Genomic DNA, 20640 nt, shown 5'->3' on the forward strand with positions numbered 1-20640 from the left:
CTCATGCGTCCTCGTCGTCCAGATGCAAACGCAGGAACGGCAATGCATCGCAGTATTTCAGGTCGTCGCGGCGATAGGCCACGTTGGCCGCGTATCCGGCGACGTATTCGTCGGCCAGCGCCTCGATCGCCATGCGCCAGCGCTCGCGTATCCGCGGCCACGACAGGCCGTCGAAGTACTTGCTCTCGCTGGCCAGGGTGACGCCCGGCATGCCGAGGTCCTCGTCGGCCAGGCCTTGCGCGGCGACCTGCCGCGCATGGACCTGCGCCAGGACCAGGCCCGCCACGTCGCCGCCGGCGGCCTCCGCCAGCACCGACGCGTAGAACGGCAACTGGACGTTGACGGGCCGGCTGCGCGACCAGTCCGGTTCGGGCTTGGCCGCGGCCACGCCGGTCTTGTAGTCCACGATGACGCTGCGCCCGTCGTCCAGGCTGTCGATGCGGTCGAGCCGCAGTTTCAGGGTGAGCGCGCCGCGCTGCCACTGGTGGTTCTTTTCCACCTGCGCCACCGCGAACGGCAGGCGCTGCGCCTCCATGTCGAGCCAGGACGCCAGCACCGCCTGGGCGCGCTGGCATTCCAGCGCCTTCAAGGCGGGCGCGTAGTCCTGCAGTTCCTCTTCCGCCGCCTGCGCCACGGCCTGTTCCAGCAAGGCGGGCAAACGGCCCGCCGCCATGACCTCGTGCAGCGCGTCCTGGTCGGGCATCATGCCCCACACCAGTTCCAGCGCCTTGTGCAGGAACTGGCCGCGCACGTTCACGGTGGCGGCGTCGGCATACGGCGCCAGTTCGCGTCCGCCCAGGCGGTGCCGCACGAAGGCCCACAAGGGATTGCGGGCCTGCGTGTCGAGCACGTCCAGGCCGCCGCCACCCCGGTTGCCGGCGGCCAGGGGCGGCCCTTGCGTGTCGTCCAGGGATTCCTGCGGCAGCGCCGCCGGCGCCGCGGCGGCAGGCGGAGCCCAATCCGCCGGCGCGGCGGCGGCGATCAAGGGCGACGGGCGCAATTCGCGCTCGCCGTCCATGTGCGCATGGCTGACGATGATCTCGGGCGCGCAGCGGCACAGCGCGGCATACATGCCTTCCGCCCATTCGCGTTCGCGCTCGGGCGTGGCGCGCGGCGCCTTGGCCTGGCGCAGCACGGCCAGCGGCAGCAGGGGATTGGGCTTGGGCGACGCGGGCAGCACGTCGTCGGTCAGGCCCAGGATCCAGATGCCGTCCCAGTAACCGCCTTCGGCCTCCAGCAGGCCCAGCACGTCCAGGCGCGCCAGCGGGTCGCGCTGCGGCTGGAACGAAGCGGACCGCGCCACGCTTTCCAGCAGGTTCACGGCGGCCAGTCCGCCCAGGCGGCCGGCGGCCGGCGCCAGCGCCGAAAAACTGCCCAGGGCGTCGCCCAGCGCGCCCATCACCTGGTAGCCCACGCTGTCCAGCACGGCTTCGCCGGGAAAGCCCAGCGCCGTCAGGGCGGCCTTCATGCGCAGCATCCAGACGTCGCAGGTGGCCTGCCGGCCGCCCTGCGTCCAGATTTCCAGCGCCTGGTTCCAGGCCTGCGCCAAGAGCGGCAGGTCCGCCAGCAGCTTGCGCCATTCCTGCGGGCCGACGTGCAGGCGGGCCTGGCGGCGCCAGCGCGCATCGATGGCGGCCAGCCGGGCGCGGTCGCGCACGTCGCCCGCGCAATGCCCGGCCAGCAGGGCCGCGCCCAGCACTTCCACGCCGCAGCCCTTGCCCGCCGCGCACTCGGCCAGGGCGCGCAGCCAGGCCAGCGCGGCGCGCGCCATCGGCCATTCGTTCAGCGGCCGGCCCACGGCCACGTTGAAGGCGTGGGCGGGTTCGCCGCCGCGCCCGGCCAGGGCCTGGCTCAGCACGCGCCGGGCAAATGGCGATTCCGCCTCGAGCTGGGGCGACACGATGGCGTAACGGCCCTGGGGATGCGCCTTCAGGCAGCCGGCCGCCCAGGCGGCCGCGGCGCGCCACTCCGCCCCCTGGTCCGCCGCTTCGTACCGCCGCGCCACGGCCTCGGCCCGCTGCGCGTCGCGCCACTGCGCGACGGCGGTGCCCTGCGCCTCGAAGGCCTGCAGCAGCCGCCGGAAGCGCGGCGACAAATCGGTGAAGCCCGCCAGCACAAGCTGCCGGGGAGTGGCCAGGCGCCCTTCTTCCAGCGCCCGCAGCACGCGCGCATAGCCCTGGTTGGCGTCCTCGGCGTCGATGCCGGCCAGCGTCCGGCGGTAGCGGTCGCGCCATTTCGCGAAACCGCGGTATTCGTCCGTATCGGCGCCCGAAGGCACTTGCAGGTCCCACTCGTCCATCAGCAGGTCGGCATCCATGGCCAGGCGCGCGGCCTGGCTGGCGTCCAGCAGGACGCGCTCGGCCTCCTCCGCGCGGATCGCCTCGGTCCACACCAGTTGCGTGGCGAAGCTGTCGAGCCGGTAGGCGGGCACGCCGTCATCGGCCTCGAACGCGAGTTCGTTGGCCGATTCGGCCAGCCAGGCGGACAGCGGCAGGATGCGCGGCAGCTCGCTGACCTGGCGCTCCTGGCGCAGCAGGCCGGCAAGCTCCAGCGTCAGCCGGCGCGACAGGCGGTTGTTCACCGTCAGCACGAGCGTGCCGGCGGCGGGCATGCCGCCGATGTCCGGCAGCGATAGGTCGGGATAGGAAATCGATGTGTCCTGCATGGGCACCCAGGGCCCCGCCCGCGGGCGGCGGCTATGACGGAGAAAAACACCGCCGTAGGATACCGCGAGCCGGCGGCGGAAAATGCGGCTAGAAGCCGCAGAGGGCGGCCAGGTTTTCCCAGTGGATCTGCATCTCGGGCGATCTGTAGCCCCAGAATGCCAACCCCAGCACCGCCGCAAGGGCCAGCGCGCCGGCCGCGCGCCAGCCGCGATGGCGGCGGGCGGAACCAGGGGCGGAAGGCTTGGGCGTCATGGCGGTTCCTGGCATGCCGGGGTCAGGCGGGAGCCGGCTGGGCCACCGGCTGCTCCCGCACCGGCAGGCACAGCAGCGCGGCGACGATGGCCAGCACCACGCCCAGCCACCACACCAGGTCGTAGTTGCCGGTCTTGGCGTAGGCATATCCGCCCAGCCAGACGCCGATGAAGCTGCCGATCTGGTGGCCCAGGAAGACGATGCCCGACAGCGTGGCCGCGTAGCGCAGGCCGTAGATCTGGCCGATCAGCCCCTGCGTGAGCGGCACGGTCCCCAGCCAGAACAGGCCCATCCAGGCCGCGAAGGCATACAGCACCCAGGGCGACAGCGGCATCCACAGCAACAGGAGAATGCCGAAGGCGCGCATGCCGTACACGCCCGCCAGCAGGCGCTTCTTGCTGTACTTGCCGCCCAGCTTGCCCGCGTAGAACGAACCCAGCACGTTGAACAGGCCGATCAGCGCGATGGCGGTGGCGCCCTGCCCCGCCGTCAGGCCGCCGTCGGTGACGTACGCCGGCAGGTGCAGCGTGATGAAGGCCGTGTGGAAGCCGCAGACGAAATAGCTCCAGAACAGGAAATGGAACGAGGGATGGCGCACGGCCTGCCTGACCGCCGAAGCCAGCGACTGCTGCGGACCCGCGTGGACCTGCGGCCGTCCGCGAAGGAAATAGGCCAGCGGCGCGCAGCAGGCCACGAACAGCGACAGCACCCACAGCGCGCCCGTCCAGTCCAGGCCGCTGATCAGCATCTGGCCGGTGGGCACCACGGCGAACTGCCCCATCGAGCCGCCCGCGCTGGCGATGCCCATGGCCGTGCTGCGGTAGGCGGGCGGCACCGAACGGGCCACGACGGGCAGGATCACCGGGAAGGTCGTGCCCGCCTGGCCCAGCCCGACCAGCACGCCGGCGGTCAGGTAGAGCGTGGTTTCGTCCGTGGCGAAGCGCGTGCCGATCATGCCCAGCATGTACAGCACCGCGCCCAGGGCGATGGTGCGGCCCGAGCCGTAGCGGTCGGCCAGGATGCCCATGAAGATGCAGGCCACGCCCCATACCAGGTTCTGCAGCGCGAAGGCCATCGAAAACACCTCGCGACCCCAGCCCTGGGCCAGGCCCATCGGCTGCATGAACAGGCCGAAGGTGGCGCGCACCCCCATGGCAAGCAGCACGACCAGCGTGCCCAGCATGATGGTGCGCATGGAAATCGTATCGGATTGACTGGACATGAAACCCGTGTCTCGTTGTTTTTGGTTTTCCGCCCCCTCCTCGGTGCGGATCCGGCGCACAGGCCGGATCCGCACATCATATACAAGTCCCGGGCAGGTGCCCCTTCCCCTCGGGCTCCCCCCTACGACTAAGGTCGAGTGTCCCGCCGCCGGATGCGTCTCTATATTGGGTCAATGCCCGGCCGGCCCCGCTGCCCGGGCCAGACCGCAACGCCGCATCCCGCCGGCCACGACAAAGGAGACCCGCAGTGACCGCACTCCAGAAAGGAACCGTTGCCGCCGTCCTGCGGCATCCCCGATACCAGGAATTGCTGCGCCGGCGCAGCCGCACCAGCCTGCTCTTCTTCGCCGTCACCGGCGCGATCTACGCCGGCTTCATCCTGACCCTTGCGTTCGACCCCGTGTTCTTCGCCCGGCCCCTGCCCGGCATGACGATGAGCATCGGCGTGCTGACCGGCACGCTCGTGGTGTGCAGCGCCGTGGTCCTGATCTCGGCCTACGTCCACATTTCCAACACCGTGTTCGACCCGTTGCTGGCCACCATCATCAAGGACGTCTCATGAAACACGGAAAACGCATCGCCGCCGGGGCCGCGGCATCGGCCTGTGCGCTGGCGGGCCCGGCCCACGCCGCCCCGGCCGGGCAGACCAGCACGTCCGCCATCGTCATGTTCCTGGTCTTCATCGCGGCCACCATGGGCATCACCTACTGGGCCGCCAAGCGCACGCGCACCACGTCCGACTTCTACACGGCGGGCGGGGGCCTGTCGGGCTTCCAGAACGGCCTCGCCATCGCCGGCGACTATCTTTCCGCCGCCTCGTTCCTGGGCATCGCGGGCATGGTCTACGTCAGCGGCTTCGACGGCATGATCTACGCCATCGGCTTTCTCTTCGGCTGGCCGGTGGTCATGTTCCTGATCGCCGAGCGCCTGCGCAACCTAGGGCGCTACAACTTCGCCGACGTGACCTCGTTCCGCCTGGCGCAGACCCCGATGCGCCTGCTGGCGGCCAGCGCGTCGCTGCTGATCATCGCGCTGTACCTGATCGCGCAGATGGTCGGCGCCGGCAAGCTGATCGTGCTGCTGTTCGGGCTGGACTACAACATCGCCGTGCTCATCGTCGGATCGCTGATGATGATCTACGTGGCCTTCGGCGGCATGACCGCCACGACCTGGGTGCAGATCATCAAGGCCGTGCTGATGCTGGTGGGCGCCACGCTGATGACGGCGCTGGTGCTGGCCGCCTTCGACTACAACCCCGACGCCCTGCTGGCCGAGGCCACGCGCGTGCACCCGGCCGGCCTGGAGCTGCTGGCGCCGGGCGCGCAGGTCAGCAGCAATCCGCTGAACGCCCTGTCGCTGGGCATCGCGCTGGCCTTCGGCACCGCCGGGCTGCCGCACATCCTGATGCGCTTCTTCACCGTGTCCAACGCCAAGGAGGCGCGCAAGTCCGTCATCTACGCCAGCTCCTTCATCGGCTACTTCTACCTGCTCACCTTCATCATCGGCTTTGGCGCGGTCGCACTGCTGGTGCGCCATCCGGAGTACTTCTCCACCGGTCCGCAGGGCGGCTTCGATATGCTGAAAAACCTGATCGGCGGAACCAACATGGTCGCGGTGCACCTGGCCAACGCGGTGGGCGGCAGCCTGCTGCTGGGCTTCCTGGCCGCGGTCACGTTCGCCACCATCGTGGCGGTGGTGGCGGGGCTGGCGCTGGCCGGGGCGGCGGCCATCGCGCACGACCTGTACGCCAACGTCATCGCCCGCGGACGCGCCACGGAACACCAGCAGATGCGGATCTCCCGCCTGTCCACCATCGCGCTGGGCGTGATGGCCATCCTGCTCGGCATCGTGTTCGAGAACCAGAACGTGGCGTTCATGGTGGGCCTGGCCTTCGCCATTGCCGCCAGCGCCAATTTCCCGGTGCTGGTGCTGTCGATTTCGTGGCGCGGCTGCACTACCCGCGGCGCCACCATCGGCGGATTCCTGGGACTGGCCTCGGCCACGGTCTGGGTCGTGCTGAGCCAGACCGTCTGGGTGGACGTCTTCGGCTTCAAGACCCCGGTCGTCCCCTTCCCCAACCCGGGAATCCTGTCCATTCCCCTGGCGTTCTTCGCGATCTGGCTGTTCTCCAAGCTGGACCGCAGCCCGCGGGCCGCCCGGGAAGCCGCCGCGTTCGACGCCCTGACCGTCCGCAGCCAGACGGGCATCGGGGCCGCCAGCGCGGTCGATCATTAACCGTTCAGAGGAGCCACCATGGACCCTATCCGCGATCTCTATCCCGTGCCCGAGGGCTTCGCCGGCCCGGATACGGTAACGCAGGAACAGTACGAGGCACGGTACGCGGCCTCGCTGGGCGATCCCGATGCGTTCTGGTCGAACGCGGCCGGGCGCCTGCAGTGGTACCGCGAACCCACGCAGATCCGCGACGTCAGTTTCGCGGCCGAGGACTTCCGCATCCGCTGGTACGCCGACGGCGAACTGAACGTCAGCGTCAACTGCCTGGACCGCCATCTGGAAACCCGTGGCGGCAAGACCGCCCTGATCTGGGAATCGGACGACCCGGCCGTCCCCTCCCGGCACGTCAGCTACCGGGAACTGCACGCCCAGGTCTGCAAGATGGGCAACGCCCTGCGCCGCGCGGGCATCGGCCGCGGCGACCGCGTCACGCTCTACATGCCGATGATCGTGGAAGCCGTGACCGCCATGCTGGCCTGCGCGCGCATCGGCGCCGTCCACAACGTCGTGTTCGGCGGCTTCGCGCCGGCCTCGATCGCCGACCGCGTGCGCGACTGCGGCGCCACGGCCATCATCACCGCCGACGAAGGCCGCCGCGCGGGCCGCGCCATCGCGCTCAAGGCCAACGTCGACGCCGCGCTGCGGATGCCGGGCATGGAAAGCGTGCGCACCGTGCTGGTCGCGAAAAACACCGGCACGCCGGTCGACATGACGGCCGAACGCGACTACTGGCTGGGCCCGCTGATGGAACGCGAAGCCGCCGAATGCGAACCCGAGCGCATGAACGCCGAGGACCCGCTGTTCATCCTCTATACCTCGGGCAGCACCGGCAAACCCAAGGGCATGCTGCACACCACGGGCGGCTACCTGGTCTATGCCGCGTACACGCACGCCACCGTCTTCGACCTCCGCGACGACGACGTATTCTGGTGCACGGCGGACGTGGGCTGGATCACCGGGCACAGCTACCTGGCCTATGGCCCGCTGGCCAACGGGGCCACCTCGCTGGTCTTCGAGGGCGTGCCCAGCTACCCGGACGCCTCGCGCTTCTGGCAGGTCGTCGACAAGCACCGCGTCAGCATCTTCTACACCGCGCCCACCGCCATCCGCGCCCTGATGCGCGAAGGCCAGGAACCCGTGCTGCGCACGGCCCGGACATCGCTGCGGCTGCTGGGCACGGTGGGCGAACCGATCAACCCCGAAGCGTGGCGCTGGTATCACGACGTGGTCGGCGGCGGACGCTGCCCCATCGTCGACACCTGGTGGCAGACGGAAACGGGCGGCATCCTGATTTCCCCGCTGCCCGGCGCCAAGGCGTGCAAGCCCGGCGCGGCCAGCACTCCCTTTTTCGGCATCCGGCCCGAACTGGTCGACGTGAAGACCGGCGCCCTGATCGACGGCCCCGGCGAAGGCAACCTCTACATCCGCGACTCGTGGCCCGGCCAGGCCCGCAGCATCCACGGCGACGCCCAGCGCTACGTCGACAGTTGCTTCAAGGACTACCCCGGCATGTATTTCACGGGCGACCGCTGCCGCCGCGACGCCGACGGCGACTACTGGATCACCGGACGCGTGGACGACGTGCTCAACGTCAGCGGACACCGCATCGGCACCGCCGAACTGGAAAGCGCGCTGGTATCGCACCCCAAGGTCGCCGAGGCCGCGGCCGTGGGGTTTGCCCACGACATCAAGGGCCAGGGCATTTACGTCTACGTCACGCTGAAGGCGGGCACCCAGGAATCCGAAAGCCTGCGCCAGGAACTGGTGGCCCACGTGCGCCGCGAAATCGGTCCCATCGCCACGCCGGACCACCTGCAATGGGCGCCCGGCCTGCCGAAGACGCGTTCGGGCAAGATCATGCGCCGCATCCTGCGCAAGATCGCCGACAACACCGTCGACGACCTCGGCGACATCACCACCCTGGCCGATCCCACGGTCGTGCAGACGCTGGTGCGGGAGCGGCGTATGGCATGATCGGCCCATGCGCGTACTCCTGATCGCCGACGACCATCCGCTGTTCCGCGAGGCCCTGCGCGGGATGATCGGCCGGGTGCTGCCGGGCAGCGTCGTCCATGAAGCCGGCGAGGCCGGCGCGCTCTACGACCTGGTCGACGCCCATCCCGGCGCCGACCTGCTGCTGCTGGACCTGGACATGCCGGGGGCCGTCGGCCTGGACTCGGTGGTCCGCCTGCGCGGGCGGCACCCCCGACTGCCCATCGTCGTCGTTTCCGCGCACGAGGACCCGCTCCTGATGCGCCGCGCGCTGGCGCACGGCGTGGCGGGATACGTTCCGAAGTCCGCCGGATCCGAAACCCTGGGCGCCGCCGTGCTGCACGTGCTGGACGGCGGCACCTGGCTCCCGCCGTCCGGCATCGCCGGCGGCGGCGACCCGTCCCGCGAAGCCGCCCTCGCCACCAGCGTGCGCGAACTCACGCCGCAGCAGTTCCGCGTGCTGCAAATGGTGGGCGCGGGCCTGATGAACAAGCAGATCGCCCATGAATTGCAGGTCTCGGAAGCCACCGTCAAGGCCCACATGACCGCCATCATGCGCAAGCTGCGCGTCTCCAACCGCACGCAAGCCGTGGTCATCGCGGAACGCCTGGGGCTGAAGACGTGGCGCTATGGCGCCAGGTCCTGAGGGCGCCCCCCGGGGGCCGGCGCCCCGCGCGCCCGGGCTGGGCGCGGGCCAGCCGTTCAAACCGGTTCCAGATGCTAGAATCCTGGTCTCGAATCGATACGCATCGCTGGCGAATCCTGGTTTTTCAGCCCGTTGCGCAGGTCGGTTTGCAAAAGCCGACACGTCTCGCCGTAGTTAAATGGATATAACCGGCCCCTCCTAAGGGTCAATTGGTGGTTCGATTCCACCCGGCGAGGCCACTTCCGGCGTCGGATCCGACGCCCCGCCCGTTCCCGCCTTTCCCCCCCTTCGCATCCCCCCGTTCAGCCAAATGAGGGTTAATCCGGGCTACGCTCACGCGCCGCGCGCCATTAGCTTCTCGTGACGCGTCTTGTGACGAATTGAACCCGCGTCAATACGTCACCGATATTTTTTTCGGCGAAGATAGCGAATCGTCTTGCGCATCACTTGAAATTGCTGTTTAAATTCGACGCGTAAGCCTCTAATTCATCTGGACTTTTCCTGATCCGACGCAACGCCGGCTTAAGAAATATTTTTTCACAGACTGACAAGCCTGCTCAAACCATGGCCTTTTCCTGGAAACGTGCGATTGCGAACGCGATAGCGCCTGTGGCGCTGGCGATGTGCGCGCTCCTGCCCCCCGCCGCGCAAGCCGCCAAGAATTCCGATCCCTGCAAGACCAACGCGAAGTCGTCGGCCTGCAAGGCGCAACAAGCCAAGAAGTCGCCGGCCCCGAAGGCCGGTTCCGCCAAACAGGCCGCTCCGGCCGCCAAGAAGGCTCCGCCCAAGGCCTCGGCCGGCAAGAAGGCCGCCTCCCCCAAGGGCGGCAAGCAGGCCTCCGCGAAGGCCACGCCGCCCAAGAAGGGCGCCGCCGGCAAGAACGGCAAACCCAACAAACCGTCGCGCGCGCAGCGCGCCGCCGCAGCGGCAGGCGCCGCCGCCATGCCGCCGCCCGCCGCCTCGGCGCGCGCCGAGGCCGCCGCCCTGCGCTCCAGCACCGCCTACGTGCAGGACCTGGAAACCTCCACCGTCGTCTTCGCCAAGAACGAAAATGTGGTGCGCCCCATCGCTTCCATCTCGAAGCTGATGACCGCCGTCGTCGTGGTGGACGCCAACCTGCCCATGGACGAGATGCTCGAAATCACCGACGACGACGTCGACGGCCTCAAGCACACCACCTCGCGCCTGCGCGTGGGCACCAAGCTGTCCCGCGGCGACATGCTGCACCTGGCGCTGATGTCGTCGGAAAACCGCGCCGCCAACGCGCTGGGCCGCCATTATCCGGGCGGCCTGCCCGCTTTCGTGGCCGCCATGAACGCCAAGGCGCAGGCGCTGGGCATGGCCAGCACGCATTTCATCGAACCCACCGGCCTGTCCAGCAACAACGTTTCGTCGCCCCACGACCTGGCCCGCCTGCTGCGCGCCGCGGCCCAGCGCCCGCTGATCCACCGCTACTCCACCGACACCGAGTACGACGTCGAGATCAACAACCGCACGCAGACGTTCCGCAACACCAACCTGCTGGTGCGCAAGCCCGACTGGGACATCAAGGTTTCCAAGACCGGCTACATCAACGAGGCCGGCGAATGCCTGGTGATGCTGGCGCGCATCAACGGCCGCGATCTGGCCATCGTGCTGCTGGATTCCCAGGGCAAGCTCTCGCGCATCGGCGATGCGGTGCGCATCCGCCGCATCGTGCAAAGCGAAGTGGCGCTGGCCTCGATCCAGTCCGGCGGCTGAATGCCGGCAGCTTCCTCCCGCGCCTAAACGAAGGGCCCGATCGGATCGGGCCCTTTTCTTTGGCCTACGCGGCCCGGCCTACGCGGCCCGACGTTTCGGGCGCAGGGGCTGCGCGTCGTACAGCGAAGGCGGCAACCCTTCCAGCACGGCCTGGGCGTTGAGCGAGCGGATCGGCACGCCGGCGTCCAGCGGAATCCGGCCTTCGGCCTGCAACAACTGGTAGCGCAGGCAGCACACGCGCAGGAAGGAGGTGAAGTTGGCGGCCTCGCCCCGGTATTCGATCAGTTCGTCGTACAGGCGTTCGATCAGTTGCGTCACGCGCATGCCGTCGCGGCCCGCGATCTCTTCCAGGACCTGCCAGAACAGCCGTTCGAGCCGCAGGCTGGTGGCCGCCCCGTGCAAACGCAGGGACCGGGTCTCGGGCGCATAGGACTGCTCGCTGGCGCGGATGAAGATTTCACACATGGGAGGATCCTGGGGCTCGGGGCAAGGCGCCCGCCTGGGCCGGGACGCCTTTGGCCCACTGTACGCCGTTTGGCGGCGCCCCCGCAAGGCGATGCGCCGCAGGGATTCCCGGAGGGCGCCGCCGCCATTCTGAAACCACACGTTTCCGGTCTCCCCGCGCTTTCTCTGTATTGATATAAATCATGGTCGGGAAAACACACGCGTTCGAGGATAGTCAAACTGATCAGACTTCGGAGGTAGTGATGGATAAAACCATGAAGGCAGCGGTCGCGCGGGCATTCGGCAAGCCCCTCGTCATCGAAGAAGTCGCGGTGCCGCGCCCGGGTCCGGGCGAACTCCTGGTGAAGATCGAAGCCTGCGGGGTGTGCCACACCGACCTGCACGCGGTCGAGGGCGACTGGCCCGTCAAGCCCAATCCGCCCTTCATCCCCGGCCACGAAGGCGTCGGCCACGTCGTGGCGGCGGGCGCCGGCGTCACCCACGTGAAGGAAGGCGACCGCGTCGGCATCCCCTGGCTCTATTCCGCCTGCGGGCACTGCGAACACTGCCTGGGCGGCTGGGAAACCCTGTGCGAACAGCAGCAGAACGCCGGCTACTCCGTGAACGGCGGCTTCGCCGAGTACGCCCTGGCCGCCGCGGACTACGTGGGGCTGCTGCCCAAGAACGTCGGTTTCGTCGAGATCGCGCCCGTGCTGTGCGCCGGCGTCACCGTGTACAAGGGCCTGAAGATGACCGACACCCGCCCGGGCAACTGGGTGGTGGTCTCCGGCATCGGCGGGCTGGGCCACATGGCGGTGCAGTACGCGAAGGCCATGGGCCTGAACGTCGCCGCGGTGGACATCGACGACGCCAAGCTGGATCTCGCCCGCCGCCTGGGCGCGGAGGTCACCGTCAACGCCAAGACCACGGATCCGGCCGCCTACCTGAAGCGTGAAATCGGCGGCGCGCACGGCGCGCTGATCACGGCCGTGTCGCCCAAGGCGTTCGAACAGGCGCTGGGCATGGTGCGCCGCGGCGGCACCGTGGCGCTCAACGGGCTGCCCCCGGGCGACTTCCCGCTGTCGATCTTCGACATGGTGCTCAACGGCGTCACCGTGCGCGGCTCGATCGTGGGTTCGCGCCTGGATCTGCAAGAGTCGCTGCAATTCGCGGAAGAGGGCAAGGTGCACGCCACCGTCGCCACCGAAAGCCTCGAAAACATCAACGACGTTTTCGACCGCATGCGCCGCGGCCAGATCGAAGGCCGCGTCGTGCTCGACTTCGCCTGAGCACTACGCGCGGCAGAAACGCGAAAGGCGCCCGGGGGCGGTCCCGGGCGCCTTTTTTTCCGCCGGTATCAGGGGACGATCTTGGTGCCCAGCACCGACAGGAACTGCGACAGCCAGGCCGGATGCGCGGGCCACGCGGGCGCGGTCACCAGGTTGCCGTCGGTGTAGGCCTGGTCGATCCCGATCTCGGCATAGGTGCCGCCGGCCAGGCGGACTTCCGGCGCGCACGCCGGATACGCCGAGCAGGTGCGCCCCTTCAGGATCCCCGCCGCGGCAAGCAGTTGCGCGCCGTGGCACACCGCCGCGATGGGCTTCCCAGCCTGGTCGAAGGCGCGCACGATGTCCAGCACCTTTTCATTCAGGCGCAGGTACTCCGGCGCGCGTCCGCCCGGAATGACCAGGCCGTCATAGGACGAGGGCTCGACGCGGTCGAAGTCGTAGTTCAGCGCGAAATTGTGGCCGCGCTTTTCGCTGTAGGTCTGCGCGCCCTCGAAATCGTGGATCGCCGTGGCGACGGTATCGCCGGCCTTCTTGTCCGGGCATACCGCATGCACCGTATGCCCCACCGTCAGCAGGGTCTGGAACGGCACCATGGTCTCGTAGTCTTCGGCGTAGTCGCCGACCAGCATCAACAGTCGCTTGCTCATGGAAAGTCTCCTAGGGATGTCGGAAAGCCGGTTCTGCACCCCGCGGGGCGGGGTTCCGGTTCTTGGTCTTCGTCCCTATTGTGGCTCCGCCATCGGCCCGCGAGGTGGTATCGGGATACCGCAAGCGCCGCGGCCGGCGCTACTGCTCCAGCGCGACGGAGACGCCTTTCGCGCCCAGCAGGCCGACCAGCGCCTTGGGATCGATTCCTATCAGGTAGCCGCGCCGCCCGCCGTTGATGTAGACCACGGGATAGTCCAGCACCTCCGCCTCGACCCATACCGGCATCTTCTTGCGTGTCCCGAAAGGCGAGGTGCCGCCCACCTGGTAGCCGGAATGGCGCTGCGCCACCTCGGGCTTGCAGGGTTCGACCTTCTTCAGCCCCGCCTGGCGGGCCAGGTTCTTGGTGGAGACCTCCCGGTCGCCGTGCATGACGATGATGAGCGGCCTGGCGGACTCGTCCTCCATGATCAGCGTCTTGACCACCGCATGCGGGTCCAGGCCCAGTTGGCGCGCGGCCTCGCCGGCGCCCCCGTGGTCGACGTAGTCGTAGGTATGTTCCGTATAGGCCACCTTGTGCTGCTTGAGGAACTGGGTGGCGGGCGTTTCAGATACGTGGCGGGCTTTGCTCATGAGAATGCCGGACTGATGTGGGAAAAGGCGCCGCGCGGCTAGCCGCGGGGATGGTGCGCCGCGTGCAGCGCCTTCAGGCGTTCGCGCGCGACGTGCGTGTAGATCTGCGTGGTGGAGATGTCCGCGTGGCCCAGCAGCATCTGCACCACGCGCAGGTCGGCGCCGTGGTTCAGCAGGTGCGTGGCGAACGCATGCCGCAGGACGTGCGGCGACAGGGGCGCGCGGACGTCCGCCAGCAAGGCGTACTTCTTCACCAGTTGCCAGAAGGCCTGGCGCGACATCGGCTCGGCCCGGCCGGTGATGAAGAGCGCGTCGCTCGCGCGGCCGGCCGCCAGTTCCGGCCGCCCGGCCTTCAGGTAGCGGTCGATCCAGTGCGCCGCCTCCGCGCCCAGGGGCACCAGCCTGTCCTTGCCGCCCTTGCCCAGCACCACGCGCACCACGCCTTCGTTCAGGCTCACGTCCAGGGTCCGCACGCCCACCAGTTCGGACACCCGCAGGCCGGTGGCGTACAGCGTTTCCAGCATGGCGCGGTCGCGCAGGCCCCGGGCCTGCTCCAGGTCGGGCGCGCGCAGCAGGGCGTCCACCTGCTGCTCGGACAGGGTCTTGGGCATGCGCGGCGGCTGCTTGGCGGCGACCAGCGTCAGACAGGGATCGCGCTCGCACCGGTGTTCGCGCAGGGCCCAGGCATAGAAGCGGCGCAGCGCGGCCAGCCGGCGGTTGGCGGTGGTGGCGCGCGTTTCCTCGTGGCGGAAGGCGAACCAGGCCTCGATGTCGGCTTTTCCGGCATCGCGCAGGGGGATGGCGGGCCCCGCGGGCAGCGCGTGGGCATGCCCGCCGGCGCCGTGGCGGTCGGCCATTTCGCGGGCATAGGCCTCGGGGTCTTCGAGCCATCGCGCGAAGCCGGTCAGGTCGCGCCGGTAGGCGGCCAGGGTGTTGGCCGACAGGCCGTCCTCGAGCCATACGGCGTCTATGAAAGCGTCGATATCGGCCTGGGAGGCGAGCGGCGGGGGAATGTCGGACATGATTGATTCTACGGCTCAGCGCCCGCCCACGCCCGAAGCGGCCGACTTCAGCCAGCTCTCGAAGAGCTGGAGCGCCTCGGAGCGTTCGCTGCGCTGCGGATAGCCGAAATAATAGCCCTGGCTGACCGTCAGCGACTGCGGCACCGGCATCGCCAGCGTGCCCTGGTCCAGCGCGGGCTGCGCCAGGAAGCGCGGCATCAGCCCCACCCCCAGCCCGGCCTGCACCGCCGCCATCACCATGGTGAACAGTTCGTAGCGGGGCCCGCCCGCGGCCTGGGGGCCGTACAGATGGTTATTGGCGCCGTACCACTGGCGCCAGGCGTCGGGGCGCGAAGCCAGGTGCAGGTGCGTCATGCCGGACAGGGCGCCGGCGCCGGAGTCCGCCGCGCGCGCCGCCAGTTCCGGCGCGCACACCGGCACCAGCTCGCGCTCGGGAAACAGCAGCACGCCCTGCGTTCCCGGCCACAATCCGTCCCCGTGGTACAGCGCGCCGTCGAAGGGCTGGTCCTTGAACTGGAAGGGCAGCGTGCGCACCGACAGGCTGACGGTGATGTCGCCGTGTTCCCGCTGGAAGTCCGCCAGGCGCGGGATCAGCCAGGTCGTGGCCAGGGTGGGCACGACGGCGATGTGGATGCTGCGGCCCATGCCGGTGCGGCTGACCAGGCCGAAGGTGTCTTTCTCGATCTGGTCCAGGTGGTGGCGGATGCGGCCGGCGTATTCCGCCCCGTGGTCGGTCAGCACGATGCGCCGCCGCACCCGGGTGAACAACTGCACGCCCAGGCGCGACTCCAGGCTGGCCACCTGGCGGTAGACCGCGCTGTGGGTCAGGGACAGTTCCTCGGCCGCGCGGGAAAAGCTGCCCAGGCGGGCGGAGGCTTCGAACGCCTGCAAGGCGCTCAGGTTGGGAATGCCATTTCTCATAGAGCGGGAACCGCCTTGTGCGGGCCGGGTGCTGCGGCGCTCGGGGCGCGGCGCTTGCCGCGGCGCAACATGGCACGTCGTGCCGGTGGGTCAATAGATTGTGCAATTTTATCAATTGCATTGTGCGATCGAGGAACATTATGCTCGGATGTCCTAACCTCGGCTCATCATGACTACCACCCCCATGTCCCAGCAAGAATCCCGCCTAGGCGGACACATCCTGGTCGACCAACTGGTTGCGCAGGGCGTCAAGCATGTTTTCTGTGTTCCCGGCGAAAGCTACCTCGCGGTGCTGGACGGCCTGCACGACGCGGATATCAAGGTCACGGTGTGCCGCCAGGAAGGCGGCGCGGCCATGATGGCCGACGCCCACGGCAAGCTGACCGGCGAGCCCGGCATCTGCATGGTGACCCGCGGCCCCGGCGCGTCCAACGCGCTGGCCGGCGTGCACATCGCCAAGCAGGACTCCACCCCGCTGATCCTCTTCGTGGGCCAGATCGAACGCGGCATGCGCGAACGCGAAGCCTTCCAGGAAATGGATTACCGCGCCGTGTTCGGCACGCAGGCCAAGTGGGTCACCGAAATCGACCAGGTCGAACGGATCCCCGAACTGATTTCGCGCGCCTTCCACGTCGCCACCTCGGGCCGCCCCGGCCCGGTCGTCATCGCCCTGCCCGAGGACATGCTCGTCGAAGCGGCGGCGGTCGCCGACGCGCCCCGCTACGAAATCATCGACTCCGCGCCCACCGCCGGCCAGTTGGCCGACCTGGAAAAGCTGCTGGCCGACGCCAAGAACCCGGTCGCGATCCTGGGCGGCACGCGCTGGGACGCCCGCGCCGTGCAGCAGTTCGCCGATTTCGCGCAGCGCCACGCGCTGCCCACGGCGGTGTCGTTCCGCCGCCAGATGCTGTTCCCCGCCGACCACCCCTGCTTCATCGGCGACGTGGGCCTGGGCATCAATCCGGCCTTGCTCAAGCGCGTCGCCGACGCGGACCTGGTCCTGCTGGTGGGCGGCCGCATGTCGGAAAACCCCAGCCAGGCCTATACCCTGCTGGACATCCCGGTGCCCCGGCAAAAGCTGGTGCACGTGCACCCCGACTCCGGCGAACTGGCGCGCGTCTATCGCCCCACGCTGGCCATCAACACCTCGCCCGCCGCCTTCGCGCAGGCGCTCGCCGGCCTGAAGGCGCCCGCCAAGCCCGCCTGGGCCGAAGGCACGCAGGCCATGCGCGAGTCGTACCTGCAATGGAGCGATCCCTCCGCGATCACGACGCCGGGCGCGCTCCAGATGGGCCAGGTGATGGCCTATCTGGAAAAAACGCTGCCGGCCGACGCCATCATGACCAACGGCGCCGGCAACTACGCCACCTGGCTGCACCGCTTCCACCGCTTCAACCGCTACGGCACGCAACTGGCGCCCACGTCGGGCTCCATGGGCTACGGCCTGCCCGCGGCCGTGGGCGCCAAGCGCGTCTGGCCCGACAAGACGGTGGTGTGCTTCGCCGGCGACGGGTGCTTCCTGATGCACGGCCAGGAATTCGCCACGGCCGTGCAGTACGACCTGCCCATCGTGGTGGTGCTGGTGGACAACGGCATGTACGGCACGATCCGCATGCACCAGGAAAAGCACTACCCCGGCCGCATTTCCGCGACCGCGCTGAAAAACCCGGATTTCGCCGATTACGCGCGCGCCTTCGGCGGCCACGGCGAACGCGTCGAGACCACCGAGCAGTTCGGGCCCGCCTTCGAGCGCGCCCTGGCCAGCGGCAAGCCGGCGATCCTGCACTGCTTCATCGATCCGGAAACCATCACGCCGTCCACGACCCTGGAAAAGATCCGCGACGCGGCCCTGAAAGCCCAGCACTGACACGGCAAGGACACGGCGGGCGCCGGCGGCGCGCAAGGCGCGCCGGGCAACCCGCAGCTTGCCGTCGCAATTATTTTAGGTTTAAACTTTCTAGCATTCCGAATACGGAAATCCATAGCGGAGACCAGCATGTCCTCGAATCCTTCCTTTCACTGGCAAGATCCCCTGTTGCTGGACCAGCAACTGACCGAAGAAGAACGCATGGTGCGCGACGCTGCCTACGCCTATGCGCAGGACAAGCTTGCTCCGCGCGTCCTGAACGCGTTCCGCAATGAACAGACCGATCCGGCCATCTTCTCCGAAATGGGCGAACTGGGCCTCCTGGGCGCCACCATCCCCGTCGAATACGGCGGCGCCGGCCTGAACTACGTCAGCTACGGCCTGATCGCCCGCGAAGTCGAACGCATCGACTCCGGCTACCGCTCCATGATGAGCGTGCAGTCGTCCCTGGTGATGGTGCCCATCAACGAATTCGGCAGCGAAGCGCAAAAGCAGAAGTACCTGCCCAAGCTCGCCCGCGGCGAATGGATCGGCTGCTTCGGCCTGACCGAACCCAACCACGGCTCCGACCCCGGCGGCATGGAAACCCGCGCCGTCAAGACGTCCGACGGCTACAAGATTTCCGGCAACAAGATGTGGATCACCAACTCGCCCATCGCCGACGTCTTCGTGGTGTGGGCCAAGTGCGTCGGCGGCGACTTCGACGGCAAGATCCGCGGCTTCATCCTGGACAAGGGCATGAAGGGCCTGTCGGCCCCGGCCATCCACGGCAAGGTCGGCCTGCGCGCCTCGATCACCGGCGAAATCGTCATGGACGAAGTGGAAGTGTCCGACGAACAGATGATGCCCGGCGTGTCCGGCCTGAAGGGTCCGTTCACCTGCCTGAACTCCGCCCGCTACGGCATCGCCTGGGGCGCCGTCGGCGCCGCCGAGGCCTGCTGGCACACCGCCCGCCAGTACACCCTGGACCGCAAGCAGTTCGGCCGTCCGCTGGCCGCCAACCAGTTGATCCAGAAGAAGCTGGCCGACATGCAGACCGAGATCACGCTGGCCCTGCAAGGCTGCCTGCGCCTGGGCCGCATGAAGGACGAAGGCACCGCCGCCGTCGAAATCACGTCCATCATGAAGCGCAATTCCTGCGGCAAGGCCCTGGACATCGCCCGCCTGGCGCGCGACATGCTCGGCGGCAACGGCATCTCCGACGAGTTCGGCGTGGCCCGCCACCTGGTGAACCTGGAAGTGGTCAACACCTACGAAGGCACCCACGACGTGCACGCCCTGATCCTGGGCCGCGCGCAGACGGGCATCCAGGCGTTCTATTGATCGCCCGCCTATCCCGGCCCTGAACAAGGCCGCCCCTCGGGGCGGCCTTGTCATTTCGTCCTTGGGCAATCGAACCGCGCCCGCGCATTGCCGAAAGCCCGAATAGCCGCGGCCCCGCGCAGGCCGTACGCTTTGCGGCATCGGCCAGGCACGGGCCCGGGCGCTCCCGCGCCGTCCCGCGTGCCCGACCCAACCAACCAGGAGTCGCGCATGCAAGGCAATCCATCCCTCCGCCTGCTGGCGGGCATCGCCATGGCCTTCATGGCCCATGGCGCCTATGCCGCCACCACCCTGACGATGGCCACCGAATACCCGGCCACCTCCATGCCCGGCCAGGGCGTGTCCACCTTCGCCGAACTGGTCCGCGCGAAGACCTCGGGCGCCGTGGTCATCGACGCGAGCTACGACGCCGCCAAGGGGATCAAGTCCGGCGACATGATCGACGCCGTGGAGGCGCGCAAGGTCGACGCGGGCGATGCGTTCGCGGGCGCCCTGGCCACCAAGTACCCGATCTTCGGCGTCTCGTCCCTGCCCTTCCTGGCGGACTCGCTGTCCAAGGCGCGGAACCTGAACAAGGCCGCGCGGCCGGCCTATGAAAAACTGCTGGCGGCGCACGGGCAGAAACTGCTGTACACCACGCCCTGGCCGGCCTCGGGCATCTGGTCGAAGCAGAAGATCGACGGCGTCGCGGCGCTGAAGGGCCTGAGCATCCGCACCTATGACGCCACCTCGCAGGACGTGATGCAGAAAGCCGGCGCCCGCGCGCAGAACATCTCGTTCGCCGACGCCATGCCGCGGATCGCCTCGGGCGAAGTGAACGCCGTGCTGTCCTCGGGCGACGGCGGCGCGGGCCGCAAGCTGTGGGAACACCTGCCCAACTTCGCCGAGATCAACTACGCCATGCCGGTCTCGATCGCGACGATGAACCTGCAGGCCTACCAGGCCCTGGACGCGCGCACCCGGCGCGCCATCGACCAGGCGGCCGCGCAGACCGAAACCGAACAATGGAAGCGGATCGACGGCCGCCTGCAGCAGAATTACGCCAACATGCGCAAGAACGGCGTGGTCATCAATACTTCGGTGCCGCTGCCCGTGCGCAACGCGCTGAAGGACGCGGCGGCGGACTCGGTGAATGCCTGGAAGGCCGCGGCCGGCCCCGATGCCGCCGCCATTCTGAAGCAGGCGGCCGGCAAGCGGTAGCGAGGCGGCGGCGTTCCCGGGCCCCTAGTTCTCGCCGGAAAGGTCGAACAGGCTGGTCGCGTCCAGTTCCAGCACGCCTTCGTCGTGCTGGTTGTAGACCGTCCAGGCCCAGGTGATGATGCCCAGGTCGGGGCGCGACGACGAGGTGCGCACGCCCTGCACCCGCGCCTCCAGGCGCAGCGTGTCGCCCGGACGCACGGGGGTGCGCCAGCGCACTTCGCCCAGGCCGGGAGAGCCGAACGATTCGGAATCGTGCAGCGCCGCGTCCACGGCCATGCGCATGGTCAGCGCGCAGGTATGCCAGCCGCTGGCGATCAGCCCGCCCCACCGGCCTTCGGAGGCGCGCTGGGGATCGGTGTGGAACCACTGGGGATCGTACTTGCGCGCAAACTCCAGGATCTCCGCTTCCGTCACGGTGACGGGGCCGGCCTTGATGAGCATGCCGTCTTTGAAATCGGCGAACTTCATGTTGTGGAATTCCCCCCGCAAATGCGGCCGGCGCGCCACCGCGCGCCGGCCGTCGCATGTTTTTCGGATCCTAC

The 20640-nt window shown here is 68.7% G+C and carries 18 protein-coding genes and 1 tRNA gene; 10 read left to right on the forward strand and 9 right to left on the reverse strand.

The annotated features are described in order from the left end of the window. Position 1 precedes the first annotated feature (1 nt). The 3 genes from WHX56_RS27650 to WHX56_RS27660 form a co-directional block, all read right to left on the reverse strand. Positions 2-2665: a PD-(D/E)XK nuclease family protein gene (locus WHX56_RS27650; RefSeq protein WP_338879535.1), complete on the reverse strand. Its 2664-nt coding sequence runs from the start codon at positions 2663-2665 to the stop codon at positions 2-4. An 88-nt stretch (positions 2666-2753) separates the two neighbouring features. After that, positions 2754-2918: a hypothetical protein gene (locus WHX56_RS27655; RefSeq protein WP_338879536.1), complete on the reverse strand. Its 165-nt coding sequence runs from the start codon at positions 2916-2918 to the stop codon at positions 2754-2756. Positions 2919-2940: 22 nt separating this feature from the next. After that, positions 2941-4140, reverse strand: a complete 1200-nt coding sequence (locus tag WHX56_RS27660; RefSeq protein WP_129245785.1) for an MFS transporter — start codon at positions 4138-4140, stop codon at positions 2941-2943. A gap of 248 nt (positions 4141-4388) precedes the next feature. Here WHX56_RS27660 and WHX56_RS27665 point away from each other — a divergent pair, with 248 nt between their 5' ends. The 6 genes from WHX56_RS27665 (at position 4389) to pbpG (ending at position 10754) form a co-directional block, all read left to right on the forward strand. Then, positions 4389-4703: a DUF485 domain-containing protein gene (locus tag WHX56_RS27665; RefSeq protein ID WP_129245787.1), complete on the forward strand. Its 315-nt coding sequence runs from the start codon at positions 4389-4391 to the stop codon at positions 4701-4703. Next, positions 4700-6376 (forward strand): cation/acetate symporter ActP, encoded by a 1677-nt coding sequence (gene actP, locus WHX56_RS27670; protein WP_129245789.1) that lies wholly within the window; start codon positions 4700-4702, stop codon positions 6374-6376. The genes WHX56_RS27665 and actP overlap by 4 nt, the downstream gene beginning before the upstream one ends. Before the next feature lie 18 nt (positions 6377-6394). Further along, positions 6395-8350, forward strand: a complete 1956-nt coding sequence (acs, locus tag WHX56_RS27675) for an acetate--CoA ligase (RefSeq protein WP_338879537.1) — start codon at positions 6395-6397, stop codon at positions 8348-8350. A gap of 7 nt (positions 8351-8357) precedes the next feature. Beyond that, positions 8358-9014 (forward strand): response regulator transcription factor, encoded by a 657-nt coding sequence (locus WHX56_RS27680; protein ID WP_129245808.1) that lies wholly within the window; start codon positions 8358-8360, stop codon positions 9012-9014. 164 nt (positions 9015-9178) lie between these two features. Further along, positions 9179-9253, forward strand: a tRNA-Arg gene (locus WHX56_RS27685). Positions 9254-9578: 325 nt separating this feature from the next. Continuing rightward, positions 9579-10754: a D-alanyl-D-alanine endopeptidase gene (gene pbpG / locus WHX56_RS27690; protein WP_165360332.1), complete on the forward strand. Its 1176-nt coding sequence runs from the start codon at positions 9579-9581 to the stop codon at positions 10752-10754. A 78-nt stretch (positions 10755-10832) separates the two neighbouring features. On the opposite strand, the gene WHX56_RS27695 is transcribed toward pbpG, so the two are convergent. Next, positions 10833-11219, reverse strand: coding sequence for a ribbon-helix-helix domain-containing protein (locus tag WHX56_RS27695; protein ID WP_129245809.1), 387 nt, complete (start codon positions 11217-11219; stop codon positions 10833-10835). A gap of 242 nt (positions 11220-11461) precedes the next feature. Between WHX56_RS27695 and adhP the strand changes: the two genes are divergently transcribed. Next, a complete protein-coding gene (gene adhP, locus WHX56_RS27700) occupies positions 11462-12487 on the forward strand; it encodes an alcohol dehydrogenase AdhP (protein ID WP_338879538.1) in 1026 nt (341 codons plus the stop codon). A gap of 68 nt (positions 12488-12555) precedes the next feature. Here the strand turns inward: adhP and WHX56_RS27705 are convergent, their stop codons facing one another. From WHX56_RS27705 to WHX56_RS27720, 4 genes are all read right to left on the reverse strand, one after another. Continuing rightward, complete coding sequence (locus tag WHX56_RS27705) at positions 12556-13134, reverse strand: DJ-1/PfpI family protein (protein ID WP_338879539.1); 579 nt, start codon at positions 13132-13134, stop codon at positions 12556-12558. A 139-nt stretch (positions 13135-13273) separates the two neighbouring features. Beyond that, on the reverse strand, positions 13274-13765 hold the full coding sequence (gene ybaK, locus WHX56_RS27710) for a Cys-tRNA(Pro) deacylase (protein WP_338879540.1): 492 nt from the start codon (positions 13763-13765) through the stop codon (positions 13274-13276). A gap of 38 nt (positions 13766-13803) precedes the next feature. Continuing rightward, positions 13804-14787, reverse strand: coding sequence for a site-specific tyrosine recombinase XerD (xerD, locus tag WHX56_RS27715; protein WP_338879541.1), 984 nt, complete (start codon positions 14785-14787; stop codon positions 13804-13806). Positions 14788-14802: 15 nt separating this feature from the next. Further along, positions 14803-15708, reverse strand: coding sequence for a LysR substrate-binding domain-containing protein (locus tag WHX56_RS27720; RefSeq protein WP_129245818.1), 906 nt, complete (start codon positions 15706-15708; stop codon positions 14803-14805). A gap of 184 nt (positions 15709-15892) precedes the next feature. On the opposite strand from WHX56_RS27720, the gene WHX56_RS27725 reads away from it, so the two are divergent. From WHX56_RS27725 to WHX56_RS27735, 3 genes are all read left to right on the forward strand, one after another. Continuing rightward, positions 15893-17575, forward strand: coding sequence for a thiamine pyrophosphate-binding protein (locus tag WHX56_RS27725; protein ID WP_129245860.1), 1683 nt, complete (start codon positions 15893-15895; stop codon positions 17573-17575). Between the two features lie 129 nt (positions 17576-17704). Then, a complete protein-coding gene (locus WHX56_RS27730) occupies positions 17705-18898 on the forward strand; it encodes an acyl-CoA dehydrogenase (RefSeq protein WP_338879542.1) in 1194 nt (397 codons plus the stop codon). 210 nt (positions 18899-19108) lie between these two features. Then, entirely contained in the window at positions 19109-20098 is a 990-nt protein-coding gene (locus WHX56_RS27735) for a TRAP transporter substrate-binding protein (RefSeq protein ID WP_338879543.1), read from the forward strand. 24 nt (positions 20099-20122) lie between these two features. Here WHX56_RS27735 and WHX56_RS27740 read toward each other — a convergent pair whose 3' ends face one another. After that, positions 20123-20566: a MaoC family dehydratase gene (locus WHX56_RS27740; protein ID WP_062683275.1), complete on the reverse strand. Its 444-nt coding sequence runs from the start codon at positions 20564-20566 to the stop codon at positions 20123-20125. Positions 20567-20640: the final 74 nt, after the last annotated feature.

The organism is Achromobacter veterisilvae, from assembly GCF_037619525.1.
Lineage (GTDB): Bacteria > Pseudomonadota > Gammaproteobacteria > Burkholderiales > Burkholderiaceae_B > Achromobacter > Achromobacter veterisilvae.